This is a genomic window from Synechococcus sp. 65AY6A5 (assembly GCF_002760415.1).
In the GTDB taxonomy this organism is placed as follows: Bacteria; Cyanobacteriota; Cyanobacteriia; order Thermostichales; family Thermostichaceae; genus Thermostichus.
On sequence record NZ_AXUW01000001.1, the window covers coordinates 910,834 to 925,854 of the forward strand.

The following is a 15,021-nucleotide window of genomic DNA, read 5'->3' on the forward strand; positions in this document are numbered from 1 at the left end:
TTGGGCAACGAAGCGCAGCTACTCCTGAAACAAACTGCACAAAGCTTACCATGCCCTCCTCAAATCCAGTTCAAGCCGGGAATGGGCGGCAGGCGCAGGGGGGCCCGCTCGCAGGCTTGGGGACTGAAGCAGAATAGGGGCACAGGGGTGGGTCGGAACCACATGCGGGCATAAAATCCGCCGGGGCTGAGGGGAAGGCCAAACCAAACAGGGAAAAAGAAGAGAAAAGACGCCAAAACCAAGGCTACTGCCGTGATGCTCGCCCCGCGCCAGAAGCGGCGATAGCTCTGCCAGCCCAGCAGCACCAGCCAGGCCAGGGCCAGGGTGCTAAATGCCAGAGCGCTCATGTAGTGGTAGATGAAAACGCAGCGGCTGACGATAAACCAGGGCAGGTAGTTGGCCGCATAGCCAATTAAGATAAAGGCTTCCACGCCATGGAAGCGGCGGATCCCCCGCCAGACCAGCACCAGGATGGATCCCGTCCCCAGCCACCACAGCCAGGGATTGCCCAGGCCGTGGACCACTCGCCACAGGTCGCCCTGCGCGGCGAAGTAGTAGCCCACCGGGCGGCCCATAATCGGCCAAGACCAGGCTCCTGCCGAGGCCAAGGGGGTGGTCAGCCAAGGGCGCAGCGCCGGGAACCAGGCCACCAGGGATCGCAAACTGGTGGAGCAGTAGGGGTGAACGGGGGTGTTTTCGTCCACCACGAGATCGGCATGCAGGTGCCCGCTGTAAACCGCCTGATTGATGAGCACTAGAGAGCGAAAGTAATTCTGGATCCCAGTCCAGCTCCAACCCAGGGCTAGCCCCTGCTGCGGGTTGAGCTGCAGGTGGGGGATCCACTGGATGGCGTAGAAAGCCAGCGGCGCAAGGACAAAGCAAAAGGCATAGTGCCACCAGCGCAGGTGGCGGATTTGGATCAAAATGCCCAGACGCGGGATCCACTGCGGGCGCAGCCAGACCACCGCCCAAACAAGGATCCCCAACAGGGCAAACATGAAGGCAAACCAGAGGCCGTTCCACTTCACGGAAGCCGCCGCCCCCAGGAGGATCCCCGAGCCGGTCAGGTGAACGGCCCGTTGCCAACCGCGGCGTTCCAGCCCGCTTAGCAGCAGAATGGTGGCCGCCAGGCCAAAAGCCACCAGGTACACGTTAATCAGGCCAAAGCGGGACTCCACCAGAAACACCCCGTCCGTGAGCAGCAGGGCCCCACTCAACAGGGCAAAGCCCACGTGATAGGTGAGGCGGTAGGCCAAGCCGGTCAGCAAGAGCGGGATCAGGGATCCGCACAAGGCGGTGGCCAGGCGAAAGCCCCACTCGTTGCGGCCAAAAAGCTGGATACTGAGGGCGATGAAGTACTTCCCCAGCGGCGGATGCACGTCGTAGAGGGGCTCGCCGTCGAGATAGTTCTGGGCGAACTTGGGAAAGTACACCTCGTCGAACACCGGCGCCGGCAACTCGGCCAGTCGCCACAGGCGCAGCCCCAGGCCCACCAGAAAGATGGCGAGCGCTCCCCCCAGCAGCCAGCGGCGGGATCCCTCCGGCCAAATCCCGACCAAGGCAGAAGCGGACGAGGAAGTGGCGAGCTCTGCTGCAGCGGGAGGATCGCCGGATCCCACTCCACCAACGCCCTCGGAAGACGCTGGCGACAGCTCATCTCCTTCCGGGCCTAGATCTCGATCTTCGGCAAGAGGGTTGGGTTCGGAACTCATGGGCAGCAGCCAACAACAAACGGCGAGGATCCCCAGTGTTACTTTAGCCCCTGCTCCCCTTCTTTGGACTTCCCTAGAAGAGCTGGAGGATCTCGAGAACAGCCATTTGCTCCGACTTTGCGGGGCATAGGGCTGACAGCGGCTGCTTGGAACCCCCACTTCTGGGGCTACGGGAGGGGGCGAGCTCTAGGGAGTGGGTGTAGGGGTGGGGATGACCAGCTCCACCGCTGTATCCAGGCGCGAGGGCGGGGGTGGGGCCTCGCCTGGGGCCAGTTCTAGGTAGGAGGCCAGGGGGTGATTGGCTTGCCAGCGGGATCCGATTTCGGCGGCGATTTGGGTGACCTGGATTTGGTAGAGCTGCGCCAGCTCAGCGGCGTTGAGGTTGCCCCGCTCCACCTGGTCGCGGCTGGCCTCCGCCAATACCTCCGCCACGAGGTTGCCCTGCTCGTCAAACCGCCACAGCTCTAGGCGGCTGCGGGAGCGCAGGCTCACCTCCGTGGGCGAGGCCGGGCGGGTGAGGACATCGACGCGGGCGATGACGATGGCCTCCAGGCCTAGGTAATCGAAAAACTGGCCTACCGCTTCCGGCTTGCGGCGATCCCACTCAAACAGCTCGTAGATCGGCCAGCCCACCTGGCGCAGAATCGGCTGCAGGCGGCGGTTGTCCAGGGGCACCACCTTCTCGCTATTGGGGATCAGGCCCAGGCGCACTGCCTCCATGGCCAGGCGCTGGCCTAAAAGCTGGGTGTGCTCCAGTCCTCCCACTCCCAAAACGCCGAGGCGACGCCGGGGTTGGGGCCGGATGGGCACCTGCAAAACCACATCTACAGGGGTGGTCAGGCCCGCCTGCAGCAGGATCTCCTGTTGCACTATTTCGTAGTCGGGGTGCCATACGGTCAACATCCAACGTCCGGCAGGAGCCTGGTTGAGCTCAAACGCCCCCTGCTCGTCCGTTTGGATCGGCTGATCGAGGTTCTCCAAGCCCTCCAACTGCACCTGCGCCCCGGCCACCGGCTGACCCAGGCTGTTGCTCACCTGGCCCACCAGCCGCGCCTGGGATCCCGCTTGATCTCTGTTATGAGAAGGAAACAGCGGCGTGAAACGGGGAAGGGGGGTGGCCGGCGCCTGGGCCAGCGCTCCTGGAGTCAGTGCCAGCCAGCACCAGAGAACCAGACTGCCCAAGCGGACCCTGCGCCGCAGCGAAGTGAGGAAGAAGAAAGGCATGGCGACATCCCCTAATCGCAGTGGGTTCTGGAGAGACAAAATCCTGCTGCAGGGATCCTCACCCCGCAAAGGGATTGTTGGCCTGCCATTGTTGGATAAAGACGGGCACCATGTTGCGCACCTGCAGCCGAAACAGGCCCGCCGCCGCATCTTCAAACAGCGGATCCCCGCCCACGTCGTCCCGGCCATAGGCCTCGTAGTAGCGAGCCCGATCCCCCGGTCGATCCCGCTGCAAGTCCACCACCACCACCACCCCGCGGCTGCGCAACTGGTTGGGGGTGAAATTGGGAATTTCCACCGGCACCGTCGGCGCCAGAAAGCGCAAGGCCGTATTCAGCAGCGGGCTGCCCTGGCGGTTGTAATCCCGCGAGATCTGCAGGTGAGTCAAGAGGATGTAGCGCAAGCCCAGGGCATCGCCAACGGCCTTCAGCTTGGCCAAGTCGGCGGTGTAGCGCTCATCCCGATCCAAGAGTGTCAGATCCTGGACGAGGGGCAAAAGCGGCTCAAAGCGGGGATCCGGCCCCAGTGGCCCCTTGAGGAGGATCACGGGTCGCTGCGGCTGTAACTCCTTCAGGGCCAGGCTGAGGTGGCGGGCCAGCTCATCCGAGTAAACCGGCTCATCCGGCAACAGGCCAATGCCCTCCGGCTGGCGGGCCGGCTGCCCCGGCGGCAGGCGAATATCTTGGCTGGATACAAAACCGGCCCGCACCTCCACCTGGGTGCTGGTGGGCGGAAACCCCGGCACCTCCACATCCACCAGGTACAGCCCCGCCGGCAGTTCCGGCAGGACATAGGTGCCGTCGGCGGCGATGCGAACCGTCTGCTGGGGTTGGGTAGAGGTGGCGGCCAGGCGCAAAACCCCCGTCTGGACGGGTTGGCCGGCAATGTCCAGCACCCGCCCCGTCACCACCCCGCGGTTGCCTGAAGAGGGGATCTGGGCCTCGGTCTCGCGCTCGCCAACTTGAGCCTCAATATCCACCAGACGCCGCAAAGCCGGGATCCCTGCCGCCACCACCCACAGATCCCGATCGCCCAGCCTCACCAGACCCGTTGGCTGCCCCTCCAGCCGCAGCGAGGCGGCCAATCGCCCCGCCTCCAGATCCACGACTTGCAGGCGGTCGCTGTTGCGGGAGGTCACGTAGGCCCAGCGGCCATCGGGAGAAAGGGCCAGCCGCGTCGGTCGCCAATCCAAGCCAATCCGCTGCAGAGCCTCGCCGCTGCGATCCAGATCCAGCACCGTCAGATCTTGGCTGCCCGAGTTGAGCACCACCAGGCGCTGCTGTTGCGCATCTAGGACCATGGCTTCCGGCGTGTTGCCGCCGCGCCAGCGGGCCAGCAGCTCTCCATTGTCGGGGTTGACCACCAGCAGGCTGAGGGGATCCTCCCCAGCCAGGCCGACAAACAGGGATCCCCGCTCTGGGGCATAGGCCAAAGCCAAAGGTGGCCCCGGCAGCGGCAAGTTGCGGGCCTGCGGCGGCTCCGATCCATGCCGTTGGCGGTTCGGAGCGGGAATCACCGCCAAGCTTTGGGCGGCGGGCAGGGAGGCGAAAACCCGCCCCCTGGCCGCATCCACAGCCATGTCCAGAACCCCCGCCGGCAGCCCGTAGGCCTGCAGCAGCTCTCCGGTGAGCAGATCGAGGGCCACCACCCCAGGAGCATGGGGGCCGGCGGCATAGACCACCTGCCGTGCCGCATCCACCCGCACCACGCCGGGGGCAAACCCCACCGCCACCTGCCACAAGGGATCCCCGCTCGCCCCATCCAGCAGCGCCACTGCCTGCGCTTCCAACAGTCCCACCGCCAGCCAGCCCCGCTCCGGCACCGCATCGAGGCAATCGGCAGAGCTGGGCAAGGGCAACAGCCAATCCCCCTCTGTCCTCAGTTCATTCCCGTCCGCCGAGAGGTTCCCCCCAGAAGCGGGAGAGCCTGTTTCCGGCGAAGGGATCCCTTGCCCCAACACGGGGGATCCCAAGCCCAGCACGCCGCTCATCAGCACAACCAGCCATTGCCAGCGCATCGCCTTCTTCGCTCCTCAACCGCGCCTGCTCTGCTTCTGCGCCCAACCAGCATAGCCAACCTGCTCGCCCTTCCCTATTGGATTCACGTCAGAAAACCCAAACAATTTTTGACAGTCTGCCGCGGCGACCTTAGAATGGATATTCGCTGGTTTCGTCAGGATAAACCATGAAGGTGCGGCCCTCCGTCCGTCGAATCTGCGAAAAGTGCCGAGTCATCCGCCGCCATGGCCGGGTGATGGTGATTTGCCCTGCCAACCCCAAGCACAAGCAGCGGCAGGGGTAGAGGGGCGGATGGAGGAGTGCGCCCGACGGTGGGGAACAGATCCAAACGGCCCTGCTGCCGCCGCGGAAGATCAAGCAACCCCTCTCTTGGCGAGAGGAGACTCTGGGTTCCTCACCTCAACAGCGACGTCTTCCGGCCAAAGCTCCACGCCGCCAACCTCGGCCTGGCCTATGGAGCAAGTTTATCTAAGTTTGTTTGAAAGGTACCACCGACCATGGCACGGATTGCGGGAGTTGACATCCCACGCGACAAGCGAGTCGAGATCGCCCTCACCTACATCTACGGCATTGGGCTGACCCGCTCCCGCCAAATTTTGGCGAAGACCGGCATCAACCCCGATACCCGCACCCGCGACCTTACCGACGCCGAGGTGGCCGCCTTGAGGGCAGTGGTAGAAGGCGAGTACCAGGTGGAGGGAGATCTGCGCCGGCAGGAGGCGATGAACATTAAGCGGCTGATCGACATCGGCACCTATCGGGGCCGCCGCCATCGTCTGAACCTGCCTGTGCGTGGCCAGCGCACCCGCACCAACGCCCGCACCCGCAAGGGGGTCAGGAAGACGGTGGCCGGCAAGAAGAAAGCTCCCGCCAAGAAGTAGTGGCGCGGCTGGGGCGGCGGGCAGAGTTTCCCACCCTCTCCAAACTGCAAAACGGGATGTAAACAGTTGTTCAAAGGACGCACAGGTCATGGCTCGGCAGCAACGGCGCGGACGCAAGGTCAAGAAGAATGTCCCCAACGGTGTGGCCTACATTCAGTCCACCTTCAACAACACCATCGTCACCATCACGGATCCCAATGGCGACGTGGTGTCTTGGGCCTCCGCAGGTTCTACGGGGTTCAAGGGCGCCAAGAAAGGCACCCCCTTTGCAGCCCAAATGGCGGCAGAGAGCGCAGCGCGTCAGGCCATGGAGAACGGCATGCGCCAGATTGAGGTAATGGTGAGTGGCCCTGGCGCCGGTCGGGAAACCGCCATTCGCGCTCTGCAGGCCACTGGTCTAGAAATCACCCTGATTCGAGATATCACTCCCATTCCCCACAACGGCTGCCGTCCCCCCAAGCGGCGGCGCGTCTAAAGGGATCCCCAGGGCGGGCCAAGCGCTGGCGACAGGCTTGCCCTCCTGCAGGATGTGAGGCATGGCCTCCAGTCTTCTAAGTTCTCCAAACAGATGTTGAGCCAGACGGACGGGGCTACTCTATGATGCAGACCAGCCGAACCCTCCACAATCTGGGCAGCAAAGCCGCTTCTAGTGCTGCTCCCTACCAGACCGAGTGCGTCGAATCCCATCAGGAAGCCAATGGCGTTCACTACGGCAAATTTGCCCTGGGGCCACTGGAGCGGGGTCAAGGGATCACGGTGGGCAACGCCCTGCGGCGGGTGTTGCTCTCCAACCTAGAAGGGACGGCAGTAACCGCTGTACGCATTGCCGGGGTGACCCACGAGTTTTCCACGGTGCCGGGGGTGCGGGAAGACGTGATGGAGATCCTACTCAACATGAAGGAGCTGGTGCTGCGCTCCAACGCTCCCGACACGCAGGTGGGCCGTTTGGTGGCACAAGGGCCGGGAGAGGTGACCGCCGAGAAGCTGCAATTGCCCAGCGAGGTGGAAGTGATCAACCCCCGCCATCACATTGCCACCTTGGCGGAAGGGGCGATCCTGGAAATGGAGTTCATGATTGGCCGCGGACGTGGCTACCGTGCCGTCGATTACTCCGACAGCAAATCGATGGCCATCGACTTTCTCCAGATCGACTCCGTCTTCATGCCGGTGCGCAAAGTCAACTACACCGTTGAGGCGGCGCGGGTGGGACAATCTCTGGAAAAAGATCGCCTAATTTTGGAGATTTGGACCAACGGCAGCCTCACCCCCCAGGAGGCCCTCAGCCAGGCGGCTCGCATTTTGGTGGGCCTGTTCTCGCCGCTGCAGGAGGTCAGCTTCGACACCCCGCCAGAGCCCCGGCAAGCTGAGGATAACCAGAAGAACCAGATCCCCATCGAAGAGCTGCAGCTCTCGGTACGGGCTTACAACTGCCTGAAGCGCGCTCAAATCAATACGGTGGCGGATCTATTGGTTTATACCGAAGAGGATTTGCTGGAGATCAAAAACTTCGGCCAAAAATCCGCGGAAGAGGTGGTGCAAGCTTTGAAGAACCGCCTAGGCCTAACCTTGCCCCGCGAAAGGAGCAAGACGTAGAGCCTTGCCGGCTCGCTGCGGCAAAACCGGTCAACATCTCCACAGGACACAAGATAAAAGGCAGAGGCTACTATGCGTCACCGCCGTCGTACCCCTCACCTCAACAAGCCCGCCGACCAGCGCAAGGCCCTGATGCGGGCGCTGACCACGGCCCTGCTGCGGGAAGGGCGGATCACGACCACCAAAGCCCGCGCCAAAGCCATTTGCGCCACCACTGAGAAAATGATCACCCTGGCCAAGGACGGCTCTCTGGCAGCGCGGCGGCAGGCCCTGGCCTACATCTATGACAAGGAGCTGGTGCGCTCCCTGTTTGAGCAAGCGCCGGAGCGCTACCGCGATCGGCCTGGGGGCTACACCCGCATCCTGCGCACGGTGCGTCGACGGGGCGACGGGGCAGAAATGGCGGTCATCGAGTTGGTGTAGGCCCCATGCAGAGCCGTCGCATTGCCCTGAAAATTCAGTACCTCGGCAGCGGCTTTCGCGGCTGGCAGCGGCAAGCGGGCCACCGCACCGTGCAAGGGGTACTGGAGGAGGCGATTGCGTTGCGGGCCGGGCACCCGGTGGCCCTCTACGGGGCAGGTCGCACCGATACGGGGGTTCATGCCTCGGGCCAGGTGGCCCACTTCGACACCACCTCTGGCATCCCGCCGACGGAGTGGGCGCGGGTGCTCAACGACTGTCTGCCGGAAGATGTGGTGGTATTGGCTTCCGCTCAGGTGCCCGATTTCTGGCATGCCCGCTTTTCGGCTCGCTGGCGCCGCTATCGCTACTTGATCCTGAACCGGGAGCTGCCGGATGTGTTCTGGCGCCTCTTTAGCTGGCAGGTGCGCTGGCCTTTGCAGGTGGAGCCGATGGCGGAGGCCCTCAACTCTCTTCTGGGCGAGCACAGCCTAGAAGCCTTTCGCCGCCGGGGATCCGACCGGCCCCACTCGCGGGTGCAGGTGCAGGAGGTGCTCTGCCAGCGGCTGGGGGATCTCATCAGCATCGAGGTGCAGGCCAGCGGCTTTCTCTACCGCATGATGCGGCTGCTGGTGGGATCCCTGGAGGTGGTGGGCCGTGGCGAGATCAGCCCACAACAATTTGTCCACCTCTGGCAACACAACGACTGGAGCCGGATGCGCACCCGCTACAGCGCCCCTCCGCAAGGGCTGTGCCTGGTGGATGTGGGCTATGCTGGGGATCCCTTTGGCCGCCGCTTCGCTCACTCGCCGCCCTTTTGGGCCTTGCCCCTGCAGGGGTTGCCCAAAACCCCCGATTGGTCGGCGGCTTTGTGTGTTTCTTCCCTGGCCTAGGCGTTTTCTTGTCCATTCCATTCTGCGGTTGATGTCATCCTTGGCTGCCATGAACACAACTCCCGTTCCTCCCCCCGAAACTCTAACCCCTCGCTGGTATCTGGTGGACGCTGCCAACCAGCGCCTCGGCCGCTTGGCCGTGGTTGTGGCCAAGCTCCTGCGGGGCAAGCACAAACCCAACTTCACCCCTCACCTGGATACGGGGGACTACGTGATCGTGATCAACGCCGAGAAAGTGGTGGTCACCGGCAAAAAGCGCACCCAAAAGCTCTACCGCCGCCACTCTGGCCGTCCCGGCGGCATGAAAGTCGAGACTTTTGCCCAACTGCAAGCTCGCCTGCCGGAGCGGGTGATTGAGAAAGCAGTGAAGGGGATGTTGCCCCACACCCGCCTGGGCCGGCGGCAATTCACCAAGCTAAAAGTGTACGCCGGGCCCCACCACCCCCACGAGGCCCAGCAACCTCAGGTTTACCCCATCCACACGATCCCAGGAGCCAAAGTATGACCCAAGCAGCCAGCAGCCAACGAGCCGTCTACTGGGGAACCGGACGCCGCAAAACGGCTGTCGCCCGCGTGCGCCTGGTGCCCGGCACCGGCAAGCTGATCATCAACGACAGGCCCGGCGACCAATACCTGCAATACCAGGAGGCGCTACTGGCCAGTGTGAAAGCGCCGTTGGAGCTCCTCGGCCTAGAGAACTCCTACGACATCTTGGTGCGGGCTCATGGCGGCGGCGTCCACGGTCAGGCCGATGCCATCAAGTTGGGCGTGGCGCGCGCCCTCTGCGAGGTGGATCCGGCTAACCGCGGCCCCCTCAAGACAGAGGGCTACCTAAAACGGGATCCGCGCGCCGTGGAACGGAAGAAATATGGCCTACGCAAGGCCCGCAAGGCTCCCCAGTACTCGAAGCGCTAGGGATCCCTGCCATTGCTTTTTCAAGTTAGATGTTGATAGACAAGGGTATAGGAACAGGCCCAGAGGAGGAGATTGCCATGCCCAAAAAAGGAATACACCCCCAGTGGTATCCCGAAGCCAAAGTCATCTGCAACGGCGAAGTGGTGATGACAGTGGGATCCACCAAGCCGGAGCTGAAGGTCGATGTTTGGTCGGGCAACCATCCCTTTTTCACCGGCAGCCAGAAGATCATTGACAGCGAAGGCCGCGTGGACAAGTTCATGCGCAAGTACGGCATGGGCGGCAAGAAAGCTAAGTAGCCGAGCTTCAATCTGAGTTTCTTTTCTGCCTTGCTGGGCATTGCTGTGAGTCTTCGCTGACACTGGATCTATGGCCTCTGCTCAACTCATCGAGCAGCTTAAAAACGTTGAAGCCACCTTTCAGGAGCTGACGGTACGTCTGGCCGATCCCGATGTGGCGACCGATCCGGCTGAGCTGCAGCGGATTGCCAAGGCCCGCTCCTCCCTAGAAGCCACCGTCCAGACCTTTCACGAGTGGCAAAAGCTCACTCGCGAGCTGAAGCAGACGGAAGAGCTGCTGCGGGAGGTGGCTTCCGACGACCCAGAGCTGGAGGCGATGGCCAGGGCAGAACTGGAGCAACTGCGCGTCCGCCAAGAACAACTGGAGGAAAAGCTGACCCTGCTGCTGCTGCCCCGGGATCCCAACGACGAGAAAAACATTATGTTGGAAATCCGCGCCGGCACCGGCGGCGAGGAGGCGGCCCTGTGGGCGGCGGATTTGGCCCGCATGTACACCCGCTACGCCGAGAAGATGGGCTGGTCGGTGCGCCTGGCCAGCCTCTCGGAAGGAGAGATGGGAGGCTACAAAGAGGCCATCCTGGAAATTCGCGGGGATCAGGTCTACAGCAAGCTGAAGTTCGAGGCCGGCGTGCATCGGGTGCAGCGGGTGCCCGTGACAGAGGCCCAGGGGCGCGTCCACACCTCGACGGCCACGGTGGCGGTGATGCCGGAAGTGGACGAGGTGGAGGTGGTGATCGACCCGAAGGACATCGAGATCAAGACGGCGCGCTCCGGCGGGGCGGGCGGCCAAAACGTGAACAAGGTGGAAACGGCGGTGGACCTCCTCCACAAGCCCACCGGCATCCGCGTGTTTTGTACCGAGGAGCGCTCCCAGCTGCAGAACCGGCAGCGGGCGATGCAGATTTTGCGGGCCAAGCTCTACGAGATGAAGCTGCAGGAGCAACAGGCCTCCATCAGCTCCGCCCGTCGCATGCAGGTGGGAACGGGATCGCGCTCGGAAAAAATTCGCACCTACAACTACAAAGACAACCGGGTTACCGATCACCGCCTCAACCAGAACTTCCTGCTCGAGCCAATTTTGGAAGGGGAGCTGGACGAGTTGATCCAGGCTTGTATTGGCCTATACCAAAAAGAGCTGTTGGCGGAGCTATCCTGAGGGGGCAGAGCTGGCTGCTGCCGAGCTGGCGGTAGAATGAATACCCACATCGAGTGACCTAAGGAATCCTCCCCATGCTGGCCGAGTACCGCCAACATGCTGCTGCCCGCGCGGCCCAAGGGATCCCGCCGCTGCCCTTGAACGCCGCCCAGACCAGCCAGGTGTGCGAGCTGCTCAAGGATCCCCCCGCCGGCGAAGAGGCCTTTTTGTTGCATCTGCTTACAGAGCGGGTGCCGCCGGGGGTGGACGAAGCGGCCTATGTGAAGGCGGGCTTTTTGGCCGCTGTGGCTAAGGAAGAAGTGCACTCGCCCCTCATTACCCCCCTGCGGGCGGTAGAGCTCTTGGGCACGATGCTGGGGGGCTACAACGTCCAGGTGTTGCTGGAGCTGCTGCAGGATGAGCGACCGGAAATTGCCGCCGCAGCGGCCCGCGCCCTCAGCCACACGCTGCTGGTTTTCGACGCCTTCCACGACGTGCTGGAGCTGAGCCAAGCGGGCAACGCCTATGCCCGACAGGTGCTCCACTCTTGGGCGGAAGGGGAGTGGTTCACCGCCAGGCCGCCCCTGGCCGAGGCGATCACGGCGACGGTGTTCAAAATTGCCGGCGAGATCAACACCGACGACCTCTCCCCGGCCGCCCACGCCACCACCCGCCCCGATATTCCCCTTCATGCCCAGAGCATGCTGGAATCGCGGGCGCCGGGAGCGATAGCAGCCATTGCCGAGCTGAAGCGCCGCGGCCATCCGGTGGCCTTTGTGGGGGATGTGGTGGGCACGGGATCTTCCCGCAAGTCCGCCCTTAATTCCCTGCTCTGGCACATCGGCCACGACATTCCCTATGTGCCCAACAAGCGGGCCGGCGGGGTGATTCTGGGGGGCACGATCGCGCCCATTTTCTTCACCACCGCCGAAGATGCCGGCGCCCTGCCCATCCAGTGCGATGTCTCCTGCCTGGAGACGGGCATGGTAGTGACGATCTACCCCTACGAGGGCGTTATCCGCTCTGAGGATGGCCAAGTCCTCACCACCTTTTCCCTGCAGCCTGTGACGCTGCCCGACGAGGTGCGGGCCGGGGGCCGCATCCCTCTCTTGATTGGCCGGGCCCTTACCGACAAAACCCGCCAGGCCCTGGGGCTGGATCCCTCCCCCCTGTTCATTCGCCCCACCCCGCCCGCCGACACGGGCAAGGGCTATACCCTGGCCCAGAAAATCGTCGGCAAAGCCTGCGGGCTGCCCGGAGTGCGCCCCGGCACCAGTTGCGAGCCGCTGATCACCACGGTGGGATCCCAGGACACCACCGGCCCCATGACCCGCGACGAGCTCAAGGAATTGGCCTGTCTGGGCTTCAGCGCCGACCTGGTGCTGCAGAGCTTCTGCCACACCGCCGCCTATCCCAAGCCGGTGGATATCCAGGTTCACAAAGAGCTGCCCGACTTTTTTGCCTCGCGGGGAGGTGTCGTCCTGCGGCCAGGCGACGGCATCATCCACTCCTGGCTCAACCGCATGCTCCTGCCCGATACCGTCGGCACTGGGGGCGACTCCCACACCCGCTTCCCTTTGGGCATCTCCTTCCCGGCTGGCTCTGGGCTGGTGGCCTTTGCCGCCGCCATGGGGGTGATGCCCCTGAATATGCCGGAGTCGGTGCTGGTGCGCTTTAAGGGGGAACTGCAGCCCGGGATCACCCTGCGGGACATTGTCCACGCCATCCCCTACGTGGCCATCCAGCGGGGGCTGCTCACCGTCGAGAAACAGGGCAAGAAAAACGTCTTTGCCGGGCGAATTATGGAGATCGAGGGCCTGCCCAATCTGAAGGTGGAGCAAGCCTTCGAGTTTACCGACGCCTCGGCGGAACGCAACTGCGCCGCCTGCACCATTAAGCTAAGCGTTGAGAGCGTTGCCGAGTACCTGCGCTCCAACGTGGTGCTGCTGAAAAACATGATTGCCCGCGGCTATCAGGACGCTCGCACCCTGCTGCGGCGCATCGCCAAGATGGAGGCCTGGCTGGCCAACCCCACCCTGATGGAGGCGGATCCCGATGCCGAATACGCTGCCGTGCTCGAGATCGACCTCAGCGCCATCAGCGAGCCGATCGTCTGTGCCCCCAACGATCCCGACAAGGTGATGACCCTGAGCGAAGTCCACGCCCAGCACGCGGCCGGCAACCCCGATACGCCCATCCACATTGACGAGGTGTTCATTGGCTCCTGCATGACCAACATTGGCCACTACCGCGCCGCTGCCAAGATCTTGGAAGGCGAGGGGCGGGCCAAGGTGCGCCAATTTTGGATCTGTCCTCCCACCCGCATGGACGAGGCGCAACTGCGCGCCGAAGGGGTGTACGGCACCTTTGCCGCTGCCGGGGCGAGGACGGAGATGCCCGGCTGCAGCCTGTGCATGGGCAACCAGGCGCGGGTGGCAGACGGGGCCACGGTTATGTCCACCTCCACCCGCAACTTCAACAACCGCATGGGCAAAGACGCGCGGGTCTATCTGGGATCCGCCGAGCTGGCTGCCGCCTGCGCCCTCTTGGGCCGGATCCCTACCCCTGAGGAATACCGGGAGATCGTCGCCACCAAGATCCAGCCCTTTGCCGGCGAGCTGTACCGCTACCTCAACTTCCACGAGATCCCCGGCTTTGAGGACGAAGGGCGGGTCATCCCCCGCGAGCAAATGCCCAAGCTGGAGGAAGCCCTCGGGATCCGTCCCTAGACCCAGGGGGGCTTGGCAGCTTGGGCTGCCCTGCTACCATGGCAAGGTGGTGGCCTTAGCCTTGGAGAAACCCTGATGGCCCCGCCTCGAAAACTCGCCCGCCAGATCCACCGCGCCCTGGCCCCCATCCTGGCTCTGCCCTTGGTGGTAACGGTGGTAACGGGATCCCTTTACCAAATTGCCCGCCTCAACGACAACTTCGACTACTACTGGCTGATCCAAATCCACAAAGGGCAATGGGGGCCTCTGGATCTGCAGGCCGTCTACCCGTTCTTAAACGGCTTGGGGCTGTTGCTGATGGTGGCTACCGGCCTGAGTTTGTGGCTGCAGACGAGATCCCACCGCCCCCCCAAGCGCACCGATTCCTGACAGCTTTCTCCTATTCCTTGGGCGAGAAAATACCCCCATCGATTTCCAGAAAACTCGCCCTCTTGAGCCAGCCAGATCACTTATCCTAATGTACAGAGGCTAGGCTAAAGCCTGGTGAGTAAATCTTAACTTAAAGAGAAGCTAACCAAAAGTTAACCAAAATCTGCTCAGGAGGTGGATAGATATGGCTCTGGTTCGCTGGGATCCCTTTCGGGAAATTGACGAAATTCAACGGGAAATGAACCGGATGTTTGACCGGCTGATGGCTCGCCCCGCCGAGACCGATGCCTATACTTTTGTGCCGGCGGTGGAAATGCACGATGATCCGGAAACCATTACCCTGAAACTGGAGCTGCCCGGCTTGAACCCCAACGATCTGGACATCCAGGCGACGGCAGAAGCGGTCTCCATCAGCGGCGAGCGGCGCTTTGAAAAACGCTCCGAAGACAAGGGCGTAACCCGCACCGAGTTCCGCTACGGGCGCTTCCAACGGGTGATCCCGCTGCCCAACCGGATCAAGCACGATCAGGTGAAAGCGGAATACAAAGATGGGATCCTCACCCTGACTCTGCCCAAGGCGGACTCCGAAAAAGCCCAAGTGGTCAAAGTGAACGTTGTCTCCTAAGGGGGGGAGGCGAGCGCCACTTTTGGCTTAACAAGATCCAGATCCCAGAGGTAGGCTCGTGGCCTACCTTTTTGGGTTTTTTGGCTTTTCGATCCTCAACTCCCCTCTCCCTCTGGGAGAGGGGCTGGGGGTGAGGGCGACCCCAGCTTACTCCAGCCCAGGGATCCGATTTGACCTCTGCCCCTAGGGTTGGATAAGTTTGAGGGCGAAGTGGCTGGGGAGCGAGAGC

The 15,021-nt window shown here is 63.0% G+C and carries 16 protein-coding genes; 13 read left to right on the forward strand and 3 right to left on the reverse strand.

What is annotated here, in order from left to right:
• Positions 1-59 precede the first annotated feature (59 nt).
• The 3 genes from SYN65AY6A5_RS04255 to SYN65AY6A5_RS04265 all read right to left on the reverse strand — a co-directional run bounded on the left by SYN65AY6A5_RS04255 (position 60) and on the right by SYN65AY6A5_RS04265 (position 4,953).
• Entirely contained in the window at positions 60-1,712 is a 1,653-nt protein-coding gene (locus tag SYN65AY6A5_RS04255; protein WP_099812116.1) for a phospholipid carrier-dependent glycosyltransferase, read from the reverse strand.
• Between the two features lie 186 nt (positions 1,713-1,898).
• Entirely contained in the window at positions 1,899-2,936 is a 1,038-nt protein-coding gene (locus tag SYN65AY6A5_RS04260) for a carboxypeptidase-like regulatory domain-containing protein (RefSeq protein WP_099883955.1), read from the reverse strand.
• A gap of 58 nt (positions 2,937-2,994) precedes the next feature.
• Complete coding sequence (locus SYN65AY6A5_RS04265) at positions 2,995-4,953, reverse strand: carboxypeptidase regulatory-like domain-containing protein (protein WP_240530979.1); 1,959 nt, start codon at positions 4,951-4,953, stop codon at positions 2,995-2,997.
• Between the two features lie 167 nt (positions 4,954-5,120).
• Between SYN65AY6A5_RS04265 and rpmJ the strand changes: the two genes are divergently transcribed.
• From rpmJ to SYN65AY6A5_RS04330, 13 genes are all read left to right on the forward strand, one after another.
• The gene (rpmJ, locus tag SYN65AY6A5_RS04270; RefSeq protein WP_011430300.1) at positions 5,121-5,237 is read left to right on the forward strand and encodes a 50S ribosomal protein L36; all 117 of its coding nucleotides are present in this window, start codon (positions 5,121-5,123) and stop codon (positions 5,235-5,237) included.
• Between the two features lie 214 nt (positions 5,238-5,451).
• The gene (rpsM, locus tag SYN65AY6A5_RS04275) at positions 5,452-5,835 is read left to right on the forward strand and encodes a 30S ribosomal protein S13 (RefSeq protein WP_011430299.1); all 384 of its coding nucleotides are present in this window, start codon (positions 5,452-5,454) and stop codon (positions 5,833-5,835) included.
• Positions 5,836-5,923: 88 nt separating this feature from the next.
• Positions 5,924-6,310 (forward strand): 30S ribosomal protein S11, encoded by a 387-nt coding sequence (rpsK, locus tag SYN65AY6A5_RS04280; protein ID WP_011430298.1) that lies wholly within the window; start codon positions 5,924-5,926, stop codon positions 6,308-6,310.
• Positions 6,311-6,432: 122 nt separating this feature from the next.
• On the forward strand, positions 6,433-7,428 hold the full coding sequence (locus tag SYN65AY6A5_RS04285; RefSeq protein WP_011430297.1) for a DNA-directed RNA polymerase subunit alpha: 996 nt from the start codon (positions 6,433-6,435) through the stop codon (positions 7,426-7,428).
• A gap of 72 nt (positions 7,429-7,500) precedes the next feature.
• Positions 7,501-7,851 (forward strand): 50S ribosomal protein L17, encoded by a 351-nt coding sequence (gene rplQ / locus SYN65AY6A5_RS04290; RefSeq protein WP_099883957.1) that lies wholly within the window; start codon positions 7,501-7,503, stop codon positions 7,849-7,851.
• Positions 7,852-7,856: 5 nt separating this feature from the next.
• Complete coding sequence (truA, locus tag SYN65AY6A5_RS04295) at positions 7,857-8,720, forward strand: tRNA pseudouridine(38-40) synthase TruA (protein WP_011430295.1); 864 nt, start codon at positions 7,857-7,859, stop codon at positions 8,718-8,720.
• A gap of 49 nt (positions 8,721-8,769) precedes the next feature.
• A complete protein-coding gene (rplM, locus tag SYN65AY6A5_RS04300; protein WP_011430294.1) occupies positions 8,770-9,225 on the forward strand; it encodes a 50S ribosomal protein L13 in 456 nt (151 codons plus the stop codon).
• Entirely contained in the window at positions 9,222-9,635 is a 414-nt protein-coding gene (gene rpsI, locus SYN65AY6A5_RS04305) for a 30S ribosomal protein S9 (RefSeq protein WP_011430293.1), read from the forward strand. Before rplM ends, rpsI begins: the two co-directional genes overlap by 4 nt.
• A gap of 77 nt (positions 9,636-9,712) precedes the next feature.
• On the forward strand, positions 9,713-9,934 hold the full coding sequence (rpmE, locus tag SYN65AY6A5_RS04310; RefSeq protein ID WP_099812117.1) for a 50S ribosomal protein L31: 222 nt from the start codon (positions 9,713-9,715) through the stop codon (positions 9,932-9,934).
• Positions 9,935-10,004: 70 nt separating this feature from the next.
• Positions 10,005-11,090, forward strand: coding sequence for a peptide chain release factor 1 (prfA, locus tag SYN65AY6A5_RS04315; RefSeq protein ID WP_011430291.1), 1,086 nt, complete (start codon positions 10,005-10,007; stop codon positions 11,088-11,090).
• Positions 11,091-11,164: 74 nt separating this feature from the next.
• A complete protein-coding gene (gene acnB, locus SYN65AY6A5_RS04320; RefSeq protein WP_099883959.1) occupies positions 11,165-13,798 on the forward strand; it encodes a bifunctional aconitate hydratase 2/2-methylisocitrate dehydratase in 2,634 nt (877 codons plus the stop codon).
• A gap of 75 nt (positions 13,799-13,873) precedes the next feature.
• Complete coding sequence (locus SYN65AY6A5_RS04325) at positions 13,874-14,167, forward strand: PepSY domain-containing protein (RefSeq protein WP_099812119.1); 294 nt, start codon at positions 13,874-13,876, stop codon at positions 14,165-14,167.
• 184 nt (positions 14,168-14,351) lie between these two features.
• Positions 14,352-14,792: an Hsp20/alpha crystallin family protein gene (locus SYN65AY6A5_RS04330; RefSeq protein WP_099883961.1), complete on the forward strand. Its 441-nt coding sequence runs from the start codon at positions 14,352-14,354 to the stop codon at positions 14,790-14,792.
• Positions 14,793-15,021: the final 229 nt, after the last annotated feature.